General features: G+C 74.4%; 10 protein-coding genes. 6 read left to right on the forward strand and 4 right to left on the reverse strand.

Translation table 11 applies throughout. The features are described from left to right. Nucleotides 1-9: 9 nt before the first annotated feature. Genes meaB through CHR28_RS08555 form a run of 3 tightly spaced genes read right to left on the reverse strand, consistent with a single transcriptional unit; the run spans nt 10 to nt 4,993 of the window. Nucleotides 10-1,002 (reverse strand): methylmalonyl Co-A mutase-associated GTPase MeaB, encoded by a 993-nt coding sequence (meaB, locus tag CHR28_RS08545; protein ID WP_094052891.1) that lies wholly within the window; start codon nt 1,000-1,002, stop codon nt 10-12. Continuing rightward, nucleotides 999-3,185, reverse strand: a complete 2,187-nt coding sequence (gene scpA, locus CHR28_RS08550; protein WP_094052892.1) for a methylmalonyl-CoA mutase — start codon at nt 3,183-3,185, stop codon at nt 999-1,001. Before scpA ends, meaB begins: the two co-directional genes overlap by 4 nt. After that, nucleotides 3,182-4,993 (reverse strand): methylmalonyl-CoA mutase family protein, encoded by a 1,812-nt coding sequence (locus CHR28_RS08555; RefSeq protein WP_094052893.1) that lies wholly within the window; start codon nt 4,991-4,993, stop codon nt 3,182-3,184. The genes scpA and CHR28_RS08555 overlap by 4 nt, the downstream gene beginning before the upstream one ends. A gap of 223 nt (nt 4,994-5,216) precedes the next feature. On the opposite strand from CHR28_RS08555, the gene CHR28_RS08560 reads away from it, so the two are divergent. After that, nucleotides 5,217-6,194 carry an SDR family oxidoreductase gene (locus CHR28_RS08560; RefSeq protein WP_094052894.1) on the forward strand — a complete coding sequence of 326 codons (978 nt, stop codon included), beginning with the start codon at nt 5,217-5,219 and terminating at the stop codon, nt 6,192-6,194. 85 nt (nt 6,195-6,279) lie between these two features. Here the strand turns inward: CHR28_RS08560 and CHR28_RS08565 are convergent, their stop codons facing one another. After that, nucleotides 6,280-7,533, reverse strand: coding sequence for a cytochrome P450 (locus CHR28_RS08565; RefSeq protein ID WP_094052895.1), 1,254 nt, complete (start codon nt 7,531-7,533; stop codon nt 6,280-6,282). Between the two features lie 210 nt (nt 7,534-7,743). Here CHR28_RS08565 and CHR28_RS08570 point away from each other — a divergent pair, with 210 nt between their 5' ends. The 5 genes from CHR28_RS08570 (at nt 7,744) to putP (ending at nt 15,462) form a co-directional block, all read left to right on the forward strand. Beyond that, complete coding sequence (locus CHR28_RS08570; RefSeq protein WP_179272355.1) at nt 7,744-8,724, forward strand: Rieske 2Fe-2S domain-containing protein; 981 nt, start codon at nt 7,744-7,746, stop codon at nt 8,722-8,724. Then, complete coding sequence (locus CHR28_RS08575) at nt 8,702-9,250, forward strand: DUF1360 domain-containing protein (protein WP_094052966.1); 549 nt, start codon at nt 8,702-8,704, stop codon at nt 9,248-9,250. Before CHR28_RS08570 ends, CHR28_RS08575 begins: the two co-directional genes overlap by 23 nt. 224 nt (nt 9,251-9,474) lie before the next feature. Continuing rightward, complete coding sequence (locus CHR28_RS08580) at nt 9,475-11,154, forward strand: serine/threonine-protein kinase (protein ID WP_094052896.1); 1,680 nt, start codon at nt 9,475-9,477, stop codon at nt 11,152-11,154. Beyond that, nucleotides 11,151-11,777: a hypothetical protein gene (locus CHR28_RS08585; RefSeq protein WP_094052897.1), complete on the forward strand. Its 627-nt coding sequence runs from the start codon at nt 11,151-11,153 to the stop codon at nt 11,775-11,777. Before CHR28_RS08580 ends, CHR28_RS08585 begins: the two co-directional genes overlap by 4 nt. A gap of 97 nt (nt 11,778-11,874) precedes the next feature. Continuing rightward, nucleotides 11,875-15,462, forward strand: a complete 3,588-nt coding sequence (gene putP / locus CHR28_RS38760; protein WP_094052898.1) for a sodium/proline symporter PutP — start codon at nt 11,875-11,877, stop codon at nt 15,460-15,462. Nucleotides 15,463-15,493 lie beyond the last annotated feature (31 nt).

A 15,493-nucleotide genomic window follows, 5' to 3' on the forward strand; every position in this document is an offset into this window, starting at 1 on the left:
GGGCTGGACTCAGGAAGACGCCGCTTCGGACCCGTCGAGCGCGCCCAGGATCCGCTCGGCCGCCAGGGTCGGGGTCAGCTCGCCCTCCCGGACCTGCCGCTCCAGGACCGGCGCCAGGGCCCGCACGGCGGGGTCGGCCTGCAGCCGGCCGAGGAGTTCGTCGCGCACCATGCTCCAGGTCCAGTCGACCTGCTGGTCACGGCGCTTGGCGGTGAGCCGGCCCGTGGAGTCCAGCAGCGAGCGGTGCTGCTCCAGGCGCTCCCACACCGTGTCCAGGCCGGTCGACTCGCGGGCGCTGCAGTGCAGCACCGGCGGCGTCCAGAACGCGTCCTTGCCGTGCATCAGCCGCAGCGCGCCGGCCAGTTCCCGTGCGGCCGCCCGGGCGTCGCGCTCGTGCGGCCCGTCCGCCTTGTTGACGGCGATCACGTCGGCCAGCTCCAGCACGCCCTTCTTGATGCCCTGGAGCTGGTCGCCGGTGCGGGCGAGGGTGAGCAGCAGGAAGGTGTCGACCATGTTGGCGACGGCCGTCTCGGACTGGCCGACGCCGACCGTCTCGACCAGGACCACGTCGTAACCGGCCGCCTCCATCACCACGATCGACTCGCGGGTGGCCTTGGCGACCCCGCCGAGCGTGCCCGCGGTGGGGGAGGGGCGCACGAACGCCGCCGGGTCCACCGCCAGGCGCTCCATCCGGGTCTTGTCGCCCAGGATGGAGCCGCCCGTGCGGCTGGAGGACGGGTCGACGGCCAGCACAGCGACCCGGTGCCCGAGCGAGGTCAGCAGCGTGCCGAACGCGTCGATGAACGTCGACTTGCCCACGCCGGGCACCCCGCTGATCCCGATGCGCCGGGCCCGGCCGCTGTGCGGCAGCAGCGCGGTCAGCACCTCCTGGGCCAGCGCGCGGTGCTGCGGCCGGGTCGACTCGACGAGGGTGATGGCCCGGGCGACGATCGCCCGCTTCCCGTCGAGCACGCCCTTCACATACGCGTCGGCATCGATCACAGGTCGTGCCCGAGGTCGCCCGACAGTCGCTTGACCAGGTCGTACGCCGCGTCCGGGATCACCGTCCCGGGCGGGAAGACGGCCGCCGCGCCCATCTCCAGCAGCGTCGGCACGTCCTGCGGCGGGATCACGCCGCCGACCACGACCATGATGTCCTCGCGCCCCTCCTCGGCCAGCGCCTCGCGCAGCGCCGGGACCAGGGTGAGGTGACCGGCCGCCAGCGACGAGACGCCGACGATGTGCACGTCCGCCTCGACGGCCTGCCGCGCCACCTCGGCGGGCGTCTGGAACAGCGGGCCGACGTCCACGTCGAAGCCGAGGTCGGCGAAGGCGGTGGCGATCACCTTCTGGCCGCGGTCGTGGCCGTCCTGGCCCATCTTGGCGACCAGGATGCGCGGCCGGCGGCCCTCGGCCTCCTCGAAGTCGGACACCAGGGTGCGGGTACGGTCCACGCTCGGGGAGTCTCCGGTCTCGTTGCGGTACACGCCGGTGATGGTACGGATCTGGCTCGCGTGCCGGCCGTACACCTTCTCCAGGGCGTCCGAGATCTCCCCGACGGTGGCCTTGGCGCGGGCCGCGTGCACGGCCAGCTCCAGCAGGTTGCCCTCGCCCGCGGCGGCCCGGGTCAGTGCGTCCAGCGCGTCCCGGCAGGCCGTCTCGTCCCGCTCGGCGCGCAGCCGCCGCAGCTTCTCGATCTGCTGGGCGCGCACGGAGGAGTTGTCGACCTTGAGCACGTCGATCTGCTCGTCGGACTCCACGCGGTACTTGTTGACCCCGATGACCGGCTGGCGGCCCGAGTCGATCCGGGCCTGCGTGCGCGCCGCGGCCTCCTCGATGCGCAGCTTCGGGATGCCCGCGTCGATGGCCTTGGCCATACCGCCCGCGGCCTCGACCTCCTCGATGTGCTGCCAGGCCCGCCGCGCCAGGTCGTACGTCAGCTTCTCCACGTACGCGCTGCCGCCCCACGGGTCGATCACCCGGGTGGTGCCGGACTCCTGCTGCAGCAGCAACTGGGTGTTGCGGGCGATGCGCGCCGAGAAGTCGGTCGGCAGGGCGAGCGCCTCGTCGAGCGCGTTGGTGTGCAGCGACTGGGTGTGGCCCTGCGTGGCCGCCATCGCCTCGACGCAGGTGCGCGTGACGTTGTTGAACACGTCCTGCGCGGTGAGCGACCAGCCCGAGGTCTGCGAATGGGTGCGCAGGGAGAGGGACTTGGCGTTCTGCGGGTCGAACTGCCTCACCAGCTTCGCCCACAGCAGCCGCGCCGCGCGCAGCTTGGCGACCTCCATGAAGAAGTTCATGCCGATCGCCCAGAAGAACGACAGCCGGGGCGCGAACGCGTCCACGTCCAGGCCCGCCTCACGGCCCGCGCGGATGTACTCCACGCCGTCCGCGAGCGTGTAGGCCAGCTCCAGGTCGGCCGTCGCCCCGGCCTCCTGGATGTGGTAGCCGGAGATGGAGATGGAGTTGTAGCGGGGCATCCGCTGCGAGGTGAAGGCGAAGATGTCGGAGATGATCCGCATCGACGGCTTCGGCGGATAGATGTAGGTGTTGCGGACCATGAACTCCTTGAGGATGTCGTTCTGGATGGTCCCCGCCAGCTTCTCCGGCGGTACGCCCTGCTCCTCCGCCGCCACGATGTACAGCGCCAGCACCGGCAGCACGGCACCGTTCATCGTCATCGACACGGTCATCCTGTCCAGCGGGATGCCGTCGAACAGCTGCCGCATGTCGAGAATCGAGTCGATGGCCACGCCCGCCATGCCGACGTCACCCGTCACGCGCGGGTGGTCGCTGTCGTAACCCCGGTGCGTGGGCAGGTCGAAGGCGACCGACAGGCCCTTCTGCCCGGCCGCGAGATTGCGCCGGTAGAAGGCGTTGGACTCCTCGGCGGTGGAGAAACCGGCGTACTGGCGGATCGTCCAGGGCTGGTTGACGTACATCGTCGGGTACGGGCCGCGCAGGTACGGGGCCGCGCCCGGGTACGTCCGGAGGAAGTCCAGGCCCTCCAGGTCACGGCCGGTGTACAGCGGCTTGACGGCGATGCCCTCCGGGGTCTCCCACAGCAGGTCGTCGCCGCCGGAGGCGTTCTTGACCGCCGCGCGCCACTCGTCGGGGCTGCCGTCGGCGGCCGGGGTGCCCAGCTCGATCCCGGAGAAGTCGGGGATGCCATGGGGGGCGGTCATCGGGCAACTCCCATGCGGTCGAGGGTCGCGGACAGGACGGCCACGGCGTCGCAGCCCGCGAAGACGTACGCGTCGACACCCGGATACTCCCCGGGCCGCCCGGCGAGGAACACGTGCGAGGCGCCCGCCTCCTTGAGCTCGGCGGCCCGGGCCGCCGCCTGCTCCTCGTACAGGGCGTCGCTGGAGCACAGCACCGCCTCGCTCGCGCCGCTGTCCGCGAACGTGCCCCCGGTGACCGGCTCGATGCCACCGGCCTGGAACAGGTTCGAGGCGAAGGTGAGACGCGCGGTGTGGGCGGCGGCCGGGCCGAGCGCGGCCAGATAGATGCGGGGCCGGGAGCCGGTCGCGGCCAGATGCGCGTCCGAGCGGGCCCGCAGCGCCTCGAAGGCCTCGTCGCGCCGCACCCGCGGCAGCCCGCCGGACGGCTGCTCGGGGGCGCTCTCGCGCACCACCGGCTTCTCCGCCAGGAACGGGAACTCGCTGACGCCGGTGACGGGTTCGCGCCGCTTGGCCAGCTTCGCGCTCCGCGCCCGCCACGTCTCGGCGAGGTCCCGCTCGACGTCCCCGGAGCGCAGGGCGGCCGCCATGCCGCCGAGCCGCTCGACGCGCTGGAAGAACTCCCAGCCCGCGTGGGCGAGTTCGTCGGTGAGCCGCTCCACGTACCAGGAGCCGCCCGCCGGGTCGATCACCCGGGCCAGGTGCGACTCCTCGATGAGGATCGTGGAGGTGTTGCGGGCGATGCGCCGCGCGAACCCGTCCGGCAGGCCGAGGGCGTGGTCGAAGGGCAGCACGGTCACCGCGTCGGCACCCCCCGCCCCGGCGGCGAGCGTGGCGATGGTCGTGCGCAGCATGTTCACCCACGGGTCGCGCCGCGTCATCATCACCGGCGAGGTGACGACATGCTGCCGCTGCGCCCCGGCGCGCGGTGCGCCGCAGACCTCGGCCACCCGCGCCCACAGCCGCCGCGCCGCGCGCAGTTTGGCGATGGTGAGGAACTGGTCGGCGGTCGCCGCGTAGCGGAACTCCAGCTGTCCGCCGGCCTGTTCCACGCTCAGCCCGGCCCCGGTCAGCTCCCGCAGGTACGCCACCGCCGTGGCCAGTGAGGCGCCCAGCTCCTGCGCGGCCGAACCGCCGGCCTCGTGGTACGGCAGCGCGTCCACGGTCAGCGCCCGCAGCCCCGGGTACTCCTCGGCGCACAGCCGCGCCAGCTCCGCCGTCGGCGCGGCCTCGTCCCGCTGCCCGGTGCGGGCCTCGTACCCGAGCGGATCGACGCCCAGATTGCCGCGCGCGGCCTCCCGGGCCACGCCCCGCTCCTCGTACAGCTTCAGCAACTCCCGCGCGGCGGGCCCGGCGTCGGCCCCCGCGTCCAGGACGACGGGAGCCAGATCGAGGTACACGCCGTCGAGCACCGGGCCGAGCCCGGCCACCGGGATGCCGCCCTCGCCCACGGTCAGCCAGAGCGAGGTGACGCCGTTCTCCAGGTCCGCGAGCACCGCGTCGTGGTCGGCCGTCGTGTGCCGCTGCCGTACGTCCCAGCCGCCGACCGTGTTCCCCTCGGCGCGGCCGCCGCGCACAAAGGGCGCGAACCCCGGCAGACCCGGCTCGGGTGAGGCATCGCGCGCGGTGTAGAGGGGCCGGGTGCGCAACCCGTCCTCCAACGCGGTGGAGAGGGCTTCCTCGGCCTCGGCGCCCTCGACGTCCTTGCCCGATTTGCGCAGCACACCCGCCACAAGGCGCTGCCACTGCTCGTGGGGCACGTCAGGGAACTCGCCGGCCAGCTCAAGCCCGTCGTCAGGCAGGACCGTCATGCTCGGATGCTAGGACACGAGCACGACTGAGCAGCAGAGGGCTCGGCTGTGACCTTTCCCTCGCCCTGACTGTGACCCCGCTCTCCGGGGCGGTCCCCCGGCTGTCCCTGACCGGCGACCCCGCTGTCCGGAGCCGGTGCCGTCCCGCGCGGTGCGGGTACCCGCCGTCCGGCGGAGGCGGGCACCAGGCGCCCGGCCCCGCGCAGACGTGAGGAGGTGCGGGATGCGACTGCGGGATCACGTGGTGGTGGTGACCGGGGCGTCCAGCGGGATCGGACGGGCCACGGCGGAGGCGTTCGCCCGCAAGGGCTGCGCCGTGGTGCTGGCGGCGCGGCGCGAGGAGGCGCTGCGGGCCGCGGCCGAGGAGTGCGGCAGGCACCGCGGGGCACGCACGCTGGTCGTGCCGACCGACGTGAGCGACGTCAAGGCGGTCGAGGACCTGGCGCGGCGCACGGTGGAGGAGTTCGGCCGGATCGACGTCTGGGTCAACAACGCGGCGGTCAACGCCTTCGGCCGTTTCGAGGACGTGCCGCTGGAGGACTTCCGCAAGGTCCTGGACGTCAACGTCATGGGGTGTGTGTACGGCGCCCGGGCGGCCCTGCCGGTGATGCGGGAGCAGGGCTCGGGCACGCTGGTCAACGTCTCGTCCATCGTGGGTGCCGTCGCCCAGCCCTACAGCCACCCGTACGGCATGTCCAAGCACGCCGTCAGGGCGCTCGGCTCCGGTCTGCGGCAGCAGTTGCGCGTGGAGGGCGTGCAGGGCATCGACGTGTGCACGGTGCTGCCCGCGACCATCGACACGCCGCACTTCCAGCACGCGGCCAATCACACCGGGCACAAGGTCGTCGCCATGCCGCCCGTCTACACGCCCGAGCGGGTTGCCAAGGCGGTCGTGGAGCTCGTCCGCCGCCCGCGCCGCGAGGTCGTGGTGGGCCCGGCGGGCCGCGCGCTGGTCCGCCAGTCCCGGATGGCGCCGGCGCTCGCCGAGCGGGCGATGGCCCGGCAGACCGACCGGACCCACCTGGACCACGACGAGGACGCCCCCGCCACGCACGGCGCGCTGCACGTACCGGCACCCGGCGAGGGCGCGGTGCACGGCGGCTGGGGCGGGCGACGGCGCACGGCACTGCGCAGGGCCGCCCTGGCGACCGCGCTGGCGGGCGCGGCGGTGACGGCGGGGCGGCGTCTGTCGCGCGCCTGAGGAGACACGAGGAGACCGGAGTACGAGGGAACGGCGGCCCGCCCCGAGGGGCGGGCCGCCGTCCTCTTCCGCGTCCCGCGCGCCGCTAGCCCACCGGCACCGGCACCGGCACCCGGACCGAGTCGACGACGAACCCGCTGCGCACCCGGGCCGGCACGCGGTTCAGCGGGATCCTCAGGTCCTGCTCGGGCACCTCGTACTCCAGGCGGGCCAGCCGGGGCGCGAGAGTCGCCAGCAGGGCGACCGTGATGTCCTCGCCGGGGCAGCGGTGGCCGGTGGTCCGGTCGCCGCCGCCCTGGGGGATCAGCTCGTCCCGGGCGGGCGGATGCCCGAGGAACCGCTCGGGCCGGAAGGCGTACGGGTCGTCCCAGAGGGCGGGGTCGTGGTTCTGCCCGTACAGGTCCAGCAGGACCATCGCACCGGCCGGGATCGGCTCGCCGTGCCAGTCCAGATCGGTGACCGCCCGGCCGCCCACGAACGGGGCGAAGGGGTAGAAGCGCCGCAGCTCGTGCGCGAAGGCCACGGCGTAGGCGCCGTCGTCGGTGCGCAGTCCTTCCCGGACGTCCGGGCGGCGCATCGCGTGCCCGGCGTAGGAGACGAACCAGCACACGGCGACCGTCGGCCGGATCACGTTGAGCAGTTCGACCGCCGCGGTGCGCGGATCGAGGAGCCGGCCGTCGGAGTCCCGGTGGCGGACCACCGCCTCCAGCACCGACCCGTCCGGCGCGCTCGCGGTCCCCGACCGCACGTCCTCCACCAGCCGTCCCAGCCAGGCCTCGCGGCGGGTCCGGGCGCGGCGGGCCCGCCAGTGGCGCGGCCCGGCCGTGGCGAAACCGTCGACCATGGCGACCAGGTCCCGCGCCAGTGCGTCGGCGTCGTCCAGCGGGATCCCGGCCCAGCGGCACACCCCGCGGGTGAGCACCCGGCTCGCCTCGTCGAACAGCACGACCCGGCGCCCGGGCCACGCGCGCACCGTCTCCTCCCACACCGCGGCGACCTCGTCCACGACCCCGGCGACCGCCTTCGGCCCGGTGAGCAGGGACAGGAACATGTCCTTGCGGCCCCGGTGCCGCGGCCCGTCCAGCGTGTGCACGGCCCCGTGCCCGAACAGGGTGCTCAGCACCGGGCCGGGCATCGCAGAGCCGCGCTCGACATGCTGCTCGTCGTAGAAGAACCGCACGGCGTCGGTGCCGTAGAGGGCCACGGCGTGCTGTCCCATGAGGCGGGTGCGCACCAGGGGGCCGGTGGCGCGGCGCCTGCGGTCGGGCAGCCAGGTGTACCCCTTGGCCAGCAGGGCGAGCGAGCTGTCCACGAGTGGTGCACGACGACTCTCATCCATGGCGCGGCGAGTGCCCGCCGGCCCCGCCCGGAAACACGGACCGGCACCGCACGATTGCGCCCCGCAGCGGGGGTACCCGCCGCGCACCACGACGATCGCCCTCCACGCCTGCCGCCGCGTCCGCGCGGGCATCCGCCCCGGGCCGCTGACGTGCACCGGCGCCGTACACTGCCCCGTTTGCCGCCCATACCGGTGGAAACCCGGCGGGGCATGAGTGCACACCGACGCCGCCTGCTGCGGCAGAACCGGGTCCTGTGGCTGCTGGACCGCCTGGAGCGCGAACCCCGGGCCGACGCGGTGATCGACACGCTCCGCAAGGGCGTACGGGCCCTGCCGCTGGGACGCGGCAGGGACCTGCTGCACGGCCGGTGGCTGGGGCACCCGGTGCATCCACTGATGGTGCAGGTGCCGATCGGCAGCTGGCTGTCGGCGGCGGTCCTCGACCTGCGGCCCGGCCGCTCCCGCGAGTCACGGCTGCTGATCGGCTTCGGCCTGGCCGCCGCCGCGCCCGCGGCCCTCGCCGGCTGGACCGACTGGGCGGAACTCCACCGCGAGCAGCAGCGCGTCGGACTGGTGCACGCCCTGTCCAACACGGTCGCCGTCGGTCTGTACGCCGCCTCCCTGGCCTGCCGCGTCAAGGGACGCGAGGCGGCGGGCCGGACTTACGGCTTCCTCGGCATGACGGCCGTCGGTGTCGGCGGCATGCTGGGCGGCCACCTCGCCTACCGGCAGGCCTCCGGCGCCAACCACGCCGAGGAGGTCCCGCACGTCGTCTCCGCGGGCTGGCACCCGGTCGGAACCGTGGACGAGTTCCCGGCCGGCCGCCCGGTGCGCCGCGTCGTCGACGACGTGCCGGTCCTGGTCGTCAGGGAGACCGGCGGGCAGATCCACGCCCTCGCCGAGCGGTGCAGTCACCTCGCTGGACCGCTCGCGGAGGGCACCGTCGAGGACGGCTGCGTCCGCTGCCCCTGGCACGGCAGCGTCTTCCGCCTCTCCGACGGCTGGAACGTACGCGGCCCGGCCACCGCGCCACAGCCCTCCTTCGAGACCCGGATCACCGAGGGGGGCCGTGTCGAGGTGCGCCTGCGCCACCAGGACGGGGGAAAGCGTGCCGAAGAGCGCCGGGAACCGGCCGTACAGGGGAGTGGGACGCGAACGGATGCCGCACATGGACACGACGCCCGTGACTGACAGCCGCCCGGTACGCGGGCTGCGCGGCCTGCTGCGCCGCGCCGAACGGGACTACTCGGCCGGACACGACCGGCCGCTCGGCGGCTACCTCGCGGCCATGGCCGGCTTCACCGCCTTCACCACGGCCTGGACCACCGCGGTCCGGCTGCGGGGCCGCCCGGTGCCCGACCGGCCCGAGCCGTGGGACGTCGTCCTGACCTCGGTGGCCACCTTCCGGCTCAGCCGGCTGCTCAGCAAGGCCTCGGTGACCAGCCCGCTGCGTGCCCCCTTCACGCGGTACGTCGGGCCGCAGGGCCCGGCCGAACTGCACGAGGAGGCCCAGCCCCAGCAGGGCAGGCACACCGTCGGCGAGCTCGCCACCTGCCCGTTCTGCATGAGCGTCTGGGTGGCCTCGGCCCTGACCGCCGGCCAGCTGCTGTGGCCCCGCGCCACCCGCACCGCCATGGGCACGCTCACCGCCCTGGCCGGGGCGGACACGCTGCAACTGGCGTACAGCGCCCTCGTGGACAAGACGACCGGCGACTGAGGGCGGGCGCGCGGACGGCAGCACCGACACCTCCGGCCTCGCCTCCATGGCACCTCCGGCCGCGCCTGCGTGGCCAAGGCCGGGAAGACCGAGGCCGTGGCCCCCACCGCCGGTCACGGTCCGGGCACGTCCGGCGCCTCGGTCTGGCCATGCAACCGCGATGGCCGAAAAATGTGTCTCCGAGTGCGGCCGGCTCCTGCCGAGCGGCGGCCCGGGGGGATGCGATGAACACATGGGGAGTGCCCGGATACACCGAGTCGCTCGAACTCGGTGCCGGGGCGAGCGGACGGGTCGTGCTGGCCGTCCACGAGGAGACCGGCGTCCCGGTCGCCGTGAAGTACCTCAGCGAGTCCCTGCGCACCCGGCCGGGCTTCGTGCACGACTTCCGGGCCGAGGCGCGGCTGCTCGCCGGACTGGAGAGCCCAAACGTCGCCGGCCTGTACGAGTACGTGGAGAGCCCGGACGGCGCCGCCATCGTGATGGAGCTGGTCGACGGGGTAAGCCTGCGGGCGCTGCTCAGGCGCGAGGGCCCGCTCGGTCCGGAGGCCGCGCTCGTCGTCCTCAAGGGCTCGCTGCTCGGTCTGGCCGACGCGCACCGCGTCGGCGTCGTCCACCGCGACTACAAGCCGGAGAACGTCCTGGTCGCGCGGGACGGTTCCTCCAAGCTGGTCGACTTCGGCATCGCCGTCGACTCGGGCAGCAGCGCGGGCGTGGCCGGAACCCCCTCCTACATGGCTCCGGAGCAGTGGACCGGCGCCCCCGCCTCGCCCGCCGCCGACGTGTATGCGGCCACCGCCACCTTCTTCGAGTGCCTGACGGGCCGCAAGCCGTACACCGGTGAGAACCTCGCGGAACTCGCCCTCCAGCACGTCGACGCGCCCGTCCCCGCCGACGAGGCCCCCGAGGCGGTGCGGGACCTGGTGCGCAGGGGCCTGGCCAAGGACCCGGGGGAGCGGCCCGCACGGGCCGAGGACCTCCTGGCGGAACTGGAGTCCGCCGCCGGCGCCGCCTACGGCCCCGACTGGGAGGAGCGCGGCCGGGGCCGGCTCGCCGCCCTGGTGGCCCTGCTGCCGCTGCTGCTGCCCTCGGCCCGGCAGGCGCCCCGCGGCACCGCGGACTCCGCGCGCACGGTGCTCGGCCGGCCGCCCGCGACGGGCCGTGGCGGTGCCCGGTCGTGGCTGCCGGGCCGGGCCGGGCTGCTCGTGTCGGCCGCCGCCGTGCTCCTCGCCGCCCTCCTGACCCACGGGCTCCCGTCCGGCCCGGGCACCGCGGGGCAGGGGGCGGCAGCGGCCCTGGCCACCACCGGCACCGGCCCGGGGCCGTCGGCGTCGCCCGCCGCACCGGGGGCGTCACCGGCACCGTCCGCCACGTCCACCGCCCCGGCAGACCCCTCGCCGTCGGCCACCCCGTCCCCGTCCGGCGCGTCGGCCACCGGCACCGCGGGGCCCCCGGCCTCCGGCACCCCGGCCGGTGGCGGCGGCACCGGGGGCGACGAGACCGCCGCGGGCGGGGAGCCCACCGCCGAGCCGCCGGCCACCGCGTCCGCCTCACCCACCGAACCGGCGGGACCCGTCAGTCCGGCCGTCAAGGACGTCTCCGTGACCTCCTTCCGCCAGACGGGCCCCACGACCGCCACGGCGACCCTCGGCGTCACCACGGACGGCACCGGTCCGGTACTGATCACGGTCACCTGGTACGCGGGCGGCACGGCGGGCGAGCCGGGCACACCGGACGGCGCGCCCCAGACCTTCGAGCGCAGCGGCGCCACCCAGTACACGCTCACCGTCGACCACACGTTCCTGAACTCCGGCTGCTACTGGACGGTGCAGGCCACCACGGCCCCCGCCGCCGCCGACGGCGGCGCCTCCCAGCAGCTCCTCACCAGGAGGTGCGACCTGCGATGAACCCACAGGACGACGCCGAGTACAGCGCCACCGTGCTGGGCAGCCACTGGATCGTGCGGCCGGGGCAGGACAGGACCCTCGCCGAGCAGGGCACGGGGGAGGGGCGGCCGGCCCGGCCCGACCGCGTCGAGGGCAGCGTGCTGCGCTTCGGCCCGGGGGTGACGGCCGCCGTCGCGCACCGCACGCACCCGGCGCCCGCCGCCGCACCGCCGCCGTCCCCCGCGCCCTCGCCCCGGCGGCTGCGCAGGCATGCCCTGCCCGCCCTGGTCCTGCTCTGCGTCCTCGCGTACCTCGCCTGGCCACGCCTCGGACCGCCGCTCGAAGTCCGAGACGTGGCCGTCACGGCCAGGCCGGACGTGCTGGGCTGCGGCGGCACCGCGCACATCACCGGCCTCGTGACCACGAACGGCCGCCCGGGCACGCTGTCCTACCGCTGGGTGCGCAGCGACGGCACCGCCTCGGGCGTGCTGAAGGAAGTGACGGTCCGGGGCCGGCAGCAGGCCCGCCTCCATCTGCGGTGGACCTTCCAGGGGACCGGGCACCACACCGCCCGGGCCGAACTGCGCATCCTGGCCCCCGCTCCCCGCACCCTGACCACCCATTTCACGTACGACTGCCCCTGACGCGTCCTGGATCTGTACATTTAGGCGAAGAGGCAGACAAAATGCCAGGCGTGCCGACGGCCCTGCCCGTTCCCTGAGCCGCGCAGGCGAGGACCACATGCTCGATGTGAGTGCGCCGATCCTGACCATGTTCCTCGTGTACGTGGCCGCGATGATCGGGACGGGTGTCTGGGCGTACCGCCGCACTCGCACGTTCACCGACTTCGCGCTCGGCGGCCGCCGGCTCAACGCCTTCGTCGCGGCGCTGTCCGCCGGCGCCAGCGACATGTCCGGCTGGCTCTTCCTGGCGCTGCCCGGAGCCGTCTACGCGGCCGGACTCGGCGCCGCCTGGATCGCCGTGGGACTGGCCGTCGGCACCTACCTCAACTGGCTCTTCGTCGCCCCGCGGCTGCGCACCTACACCGAGCGCGCCGACAACGCCGTGAGCCTGTCCGCCTATCTGGAGGAGCGGTTCGAGGACCGCACCCGGATGCTCAGACTGGTATCGGCCGCCGTCACCCTGGTGTTCTTCACCGTCTACGTGGCCGGCGGCCTGGTGGCCGGGGGCGTGCTGTTCGAGCAGGTCTTCGACGTCCGCTTCGGCCTCGGGGTCACCCTGACCGCCCTGGTGATCGTCGTCTACGCCGGCCTGGGCGGCTTCCTCGCCGTGAGCACGACGCACGTGCTGCAGGGGACCCTGATGTGCCTGGCCCTGCTCGTGGTCCCGCTGACCGGTGTCACGGTGCTCGGCGGCTTCGGGGCCCTCGGTGACGACGTCGACGCCAGGAACCCGGACCTGCTCGACATGGGGGCCGCCGTCGGCTACGCGGACGGCCAGTGGTCGGCGGGCGGGCCGCTCGGGGCCGTGGCCACGGTCTCCCTGCTCGCCTGGGGCCTCGGCTACTTCGGCCAGCCGCACATCCTGGCCCGCTTCATGGGCATCCGCAGCACCCGGTCCGTCCCGGCGGCCCGCCGCATCGGAACGGCCTGGGTGACCATCGTGCTCGCCGGTGCCACCCTCGTCGGACTGGTGGGCATCGCGCAGCCGGGCGTCCCGCTCGGCGACCCGGACACGGTGTACATCGCCGTGACCCGGACCCTGTTCACCCCCTGGGTCGCCGGCGTGCTGCTGATCGCCGTCCTGGCCGCGATCGTGTCGACCGCCGACAGCCAGCTCCTGGTGTCCTCCACCGCCCTCACCGAGGACTTCTACCGCGCGTTCCTGCACCGGCGGGCCGGGGACCGGACCCTGGTGCGGGTCGGGCGCGGCGCCGTCGTCCTGGTGATCGTGGTGGCCTACGTGATCGCCCTCAGAGGCGGCGGGCTGCTGGACATCGTCGGCCAGGCCTGGGCGGGCTTCGGGGCCGCCTTCGGGCCGGTGGTGCTGCTCTCGCTGTACTGGCCGCGCATGACGTGGGCGGGCGCCATGGCCGGGATCGTGTCGGGCGCGGCCACGGTCCTGCTCTGGGACCACATCGACCCCCTGCTCGGTCCGATGGAGTCGGGCATCTACGAGATGGTCCCGGGCGTCCTGGTCGCCACCGCCGCCGCGCTGCTCTTCGGCAGGTTCGTCGGCCGGCCCCCCAAACGCGCCTTCTGGCGGATGCCGGGCGGCGGCGTGAGCCGGCTGATGGTGGCGCCGTTCCTCACCGACGCGCCCGTCGGCATGGCCGTGCTCGACGCGGACCTGCGCTACGTCTGGGTGAACGAGTCGCTGGAGCGCCTCATCCCGCTCGAACGACGGCTGGGACGGCAGGTGCGGGACATCCTGCCGGAGGCCGAGGCGGAGGCCTTCGAGAAGCAGATGCGCAGGGTCCTGGAGACCGGGGAACCGGTGCTCGACCACGAGTACCGCGCCCCCGACCACCTCGATCCCGGCCGGGTCCGCGCCTGCTCCGCCTCCTTCTTCGGCATGAGGGACCGCAAGGGCCGCACCGTCGGCGTCTCCTACATGGTCGTCGATGTCACCGAACGCTGGCGGGCGCAGGAACGCCTGGCCCTGCTGAACGACGCGGGCGCGCGGATCGGCAGCACCCTGGAAGTCACCCGGACCGCGCAGGAACTGGCGGACGAGGCGGTCCCGGCCGTCGCCGAGTTCGTCGCCGTCGACCTGCTCGACTCGGTCATGCGCGGCGAGGAGCCGGCCCCCGGCCCGGTGGGCATGACGCCCGTCATCCGCCGCGCCGGCCAGCAGTCGGTGCGCGAGGGCTGCCCCGAGGCGAGTCTGGCCGTGGGAGAGACCGTCCGGCGGGCCGCGCTGTCGCCCGTGACCCGGTGCCTGAGGGAGAGCCGGACGCTGGTGGAGCGCGTCCTGGACCTCTCGGCCAGCGCGTGGGTGACGGAGGACGAGTCGCTCGGCTCGACCCTGCGCGACTTCGGCTTCCGCTCGCTGATGGTCGTCCCGGTGCGGGCCCGCGGCGTCACCCTCGGCGTGGCGACGTTCGCGCGCACCGACCGCACCGGCCCGTTCGAGGACGACGACGTACGTCTCGCCGAGGAACTGGTGTCCCGGGCGGCCGTGTCCGTCGACAACGCGCGCCGCTTCACGCGCGAGCGTGCCGCCGCCCGCTCCATGCAGCGCTACCTGCTGCCGCAGGAACTGTCGGGGGGCTCCGCGCTCGAGGTGGCGTCCTGGTACCTGCCCGCGGACGCCCCCAGCGGGGTGGGCGGCGACTGGTTCGACGTGATCCCGCTGTCCGGGGCCCGCGTCGCCCTGGTCGTCGGGGACGTCGTCGGGCACGGCATGAACGCGGCGGCGACCATGGGACGGCTGCGCACGGCGGTCCGCACCCTCGCCGATCTGGACCTGCCCCCGGACGAACTCCTGGCCCACCTGGACGACCTGGTGATCGGCCACCTCGGGGCGGACGGCGACCGGGAGCCCGCGCCGGCCGGCGACGAGGGCGCGGGCGCCGCGTTCCTGGGCGCCACGTGTCTGTACGCCGTCTACGACCCCGTCAGCAGGCAGTGCACGCTGGCCCGGGCCGGCCACCTGCCGCCCGTGATCGTCGCCCCCGACGGCACCGCGGACCTCCTCGACCTGCCCGCCGGACCGCCCCTCGGCCTCGGCTACCTGCCCTTCGAGTCCGTCGAGGTGGAACTGGCCGAGGGCAGCCTCATCGCCCTCTACACCGACGGCCTCATCGAGACCTACGACCGGGACATCGACCCGGGACTCGACCGGCTGGGGCACGCCCTCGGTGCGCGGGCACCGGAGCTGGAGGAACTCGGCCGGGGCGCGATCGACGCCCTGCTCACCGGCCCGCCCTCCGACGACGTGGCCCTGCTCCTCGCCCGGACCCGGGTCCTGGCCGCCGAGCAGGTCGTCTCCTGGGACCTGCCCAGCGACCCGGCCGCCGTCGCCCACGCCCGCACGCTCGCCGTCGGGCGGCTGGAGGAGTGGGGCCTGCCGGAGCTGGCCTTCACCACGGAACTCATCGTCAGCGAACTGGTCACCAACGCCATCCGCCACGCGACCGGGCCGGTCTGCCTGCGCCTGATCCGGGACCGCGGCCTCATCTGCGAGGTCTCCGACGGCGGCAGCACCGCACCGCGCCTGCGCCACGCCCGGACCACCGACGAGGGCGGCCGGGGCCTGCTGATCGTGGCGCAGCTCGCCCAGCGCTGGGGCACGCGCTACACCGGCAACGGCAAGATCATCTGGACGGAACAGGTCATACGCCAGGGCGGAATCATGGAGGGGTAGAAAGGGCAGGGCCGGCTTGCGGACAGAAGCT

This window comes from Streptomyces sp. XY006, from assembly GCF_002237655.1.
Classification (GTDB): Bacteria; Actinomycetota; Actinomycetes; order Streptomycetales; family Streptomycetaceae; genus Streptomyces; species Streptomyces levis.

Bases quoted from the DNA above. Each gene is read 5' to 3' on its own strand.
- scpA (WP_094052892.1), bottom strand. From the start codon at position 3,185: ATGACCGCCCCCCATGGCATCCCCGACTTCTCCGGGATCGAGCTGGGC.
- CHR28_RS08555 (WP_094052893.1), bottom strand. From the start codon at position 4,993: ATGACGGTCCTGCCTGACGACGGGCTTGAGCTGGCCGGCGAGTTCCCT.
- CHR28_RS08560 (WP_094052894.1), top strand. From the start codon at position 5,217: ATGCGACTGCGGGATCACGTGGTGGTGGTGACCGGGGCGTCCAGCGGG.
- CHR28_RS08565 (WP_094052895.1), bottom strand. From the start codon at position 7,533: ATGGATGAGAGTCGTCGTGCACCACTCGTGGACAGCTCGCTCGCCCTG.
- CHR28_RS08570 (WP_179272355.1), top strand. From the start codon at position 7,744: ATGAGTGCACACCGACGCCGCCTGCTGCGGCAGAACCGGGTCCTGTGG.
- CHR28_RS08575 (WP_094052966.1), top strand. From the start codon at position 8,702: ATGGACACGACGCCCGTGACTGACAGCCGCCCGGTACGCGGGCTGCGC.
- CHR28_RS08580 (WP_094052896.1), top strand. From the start codon at position 9,475: ATGAACACATGGGGAGTGCCCGGATACACCGAGTCGCTCGAACTCGGT.
- CHR28_RS08585 (WP_094052897.1), top strand. From the start codon at position 11,151: ATGAACCCACAGGACGACGCCGAGTACAGCGCCACCGTGCTGGGCAGC.
- putP (WP_094052898.1), top strand. From the start codon at position 11,875: ATGCTCGATGTGAGTGCGCCGATCCTGACCATGTTCCTCGTGTACGTG.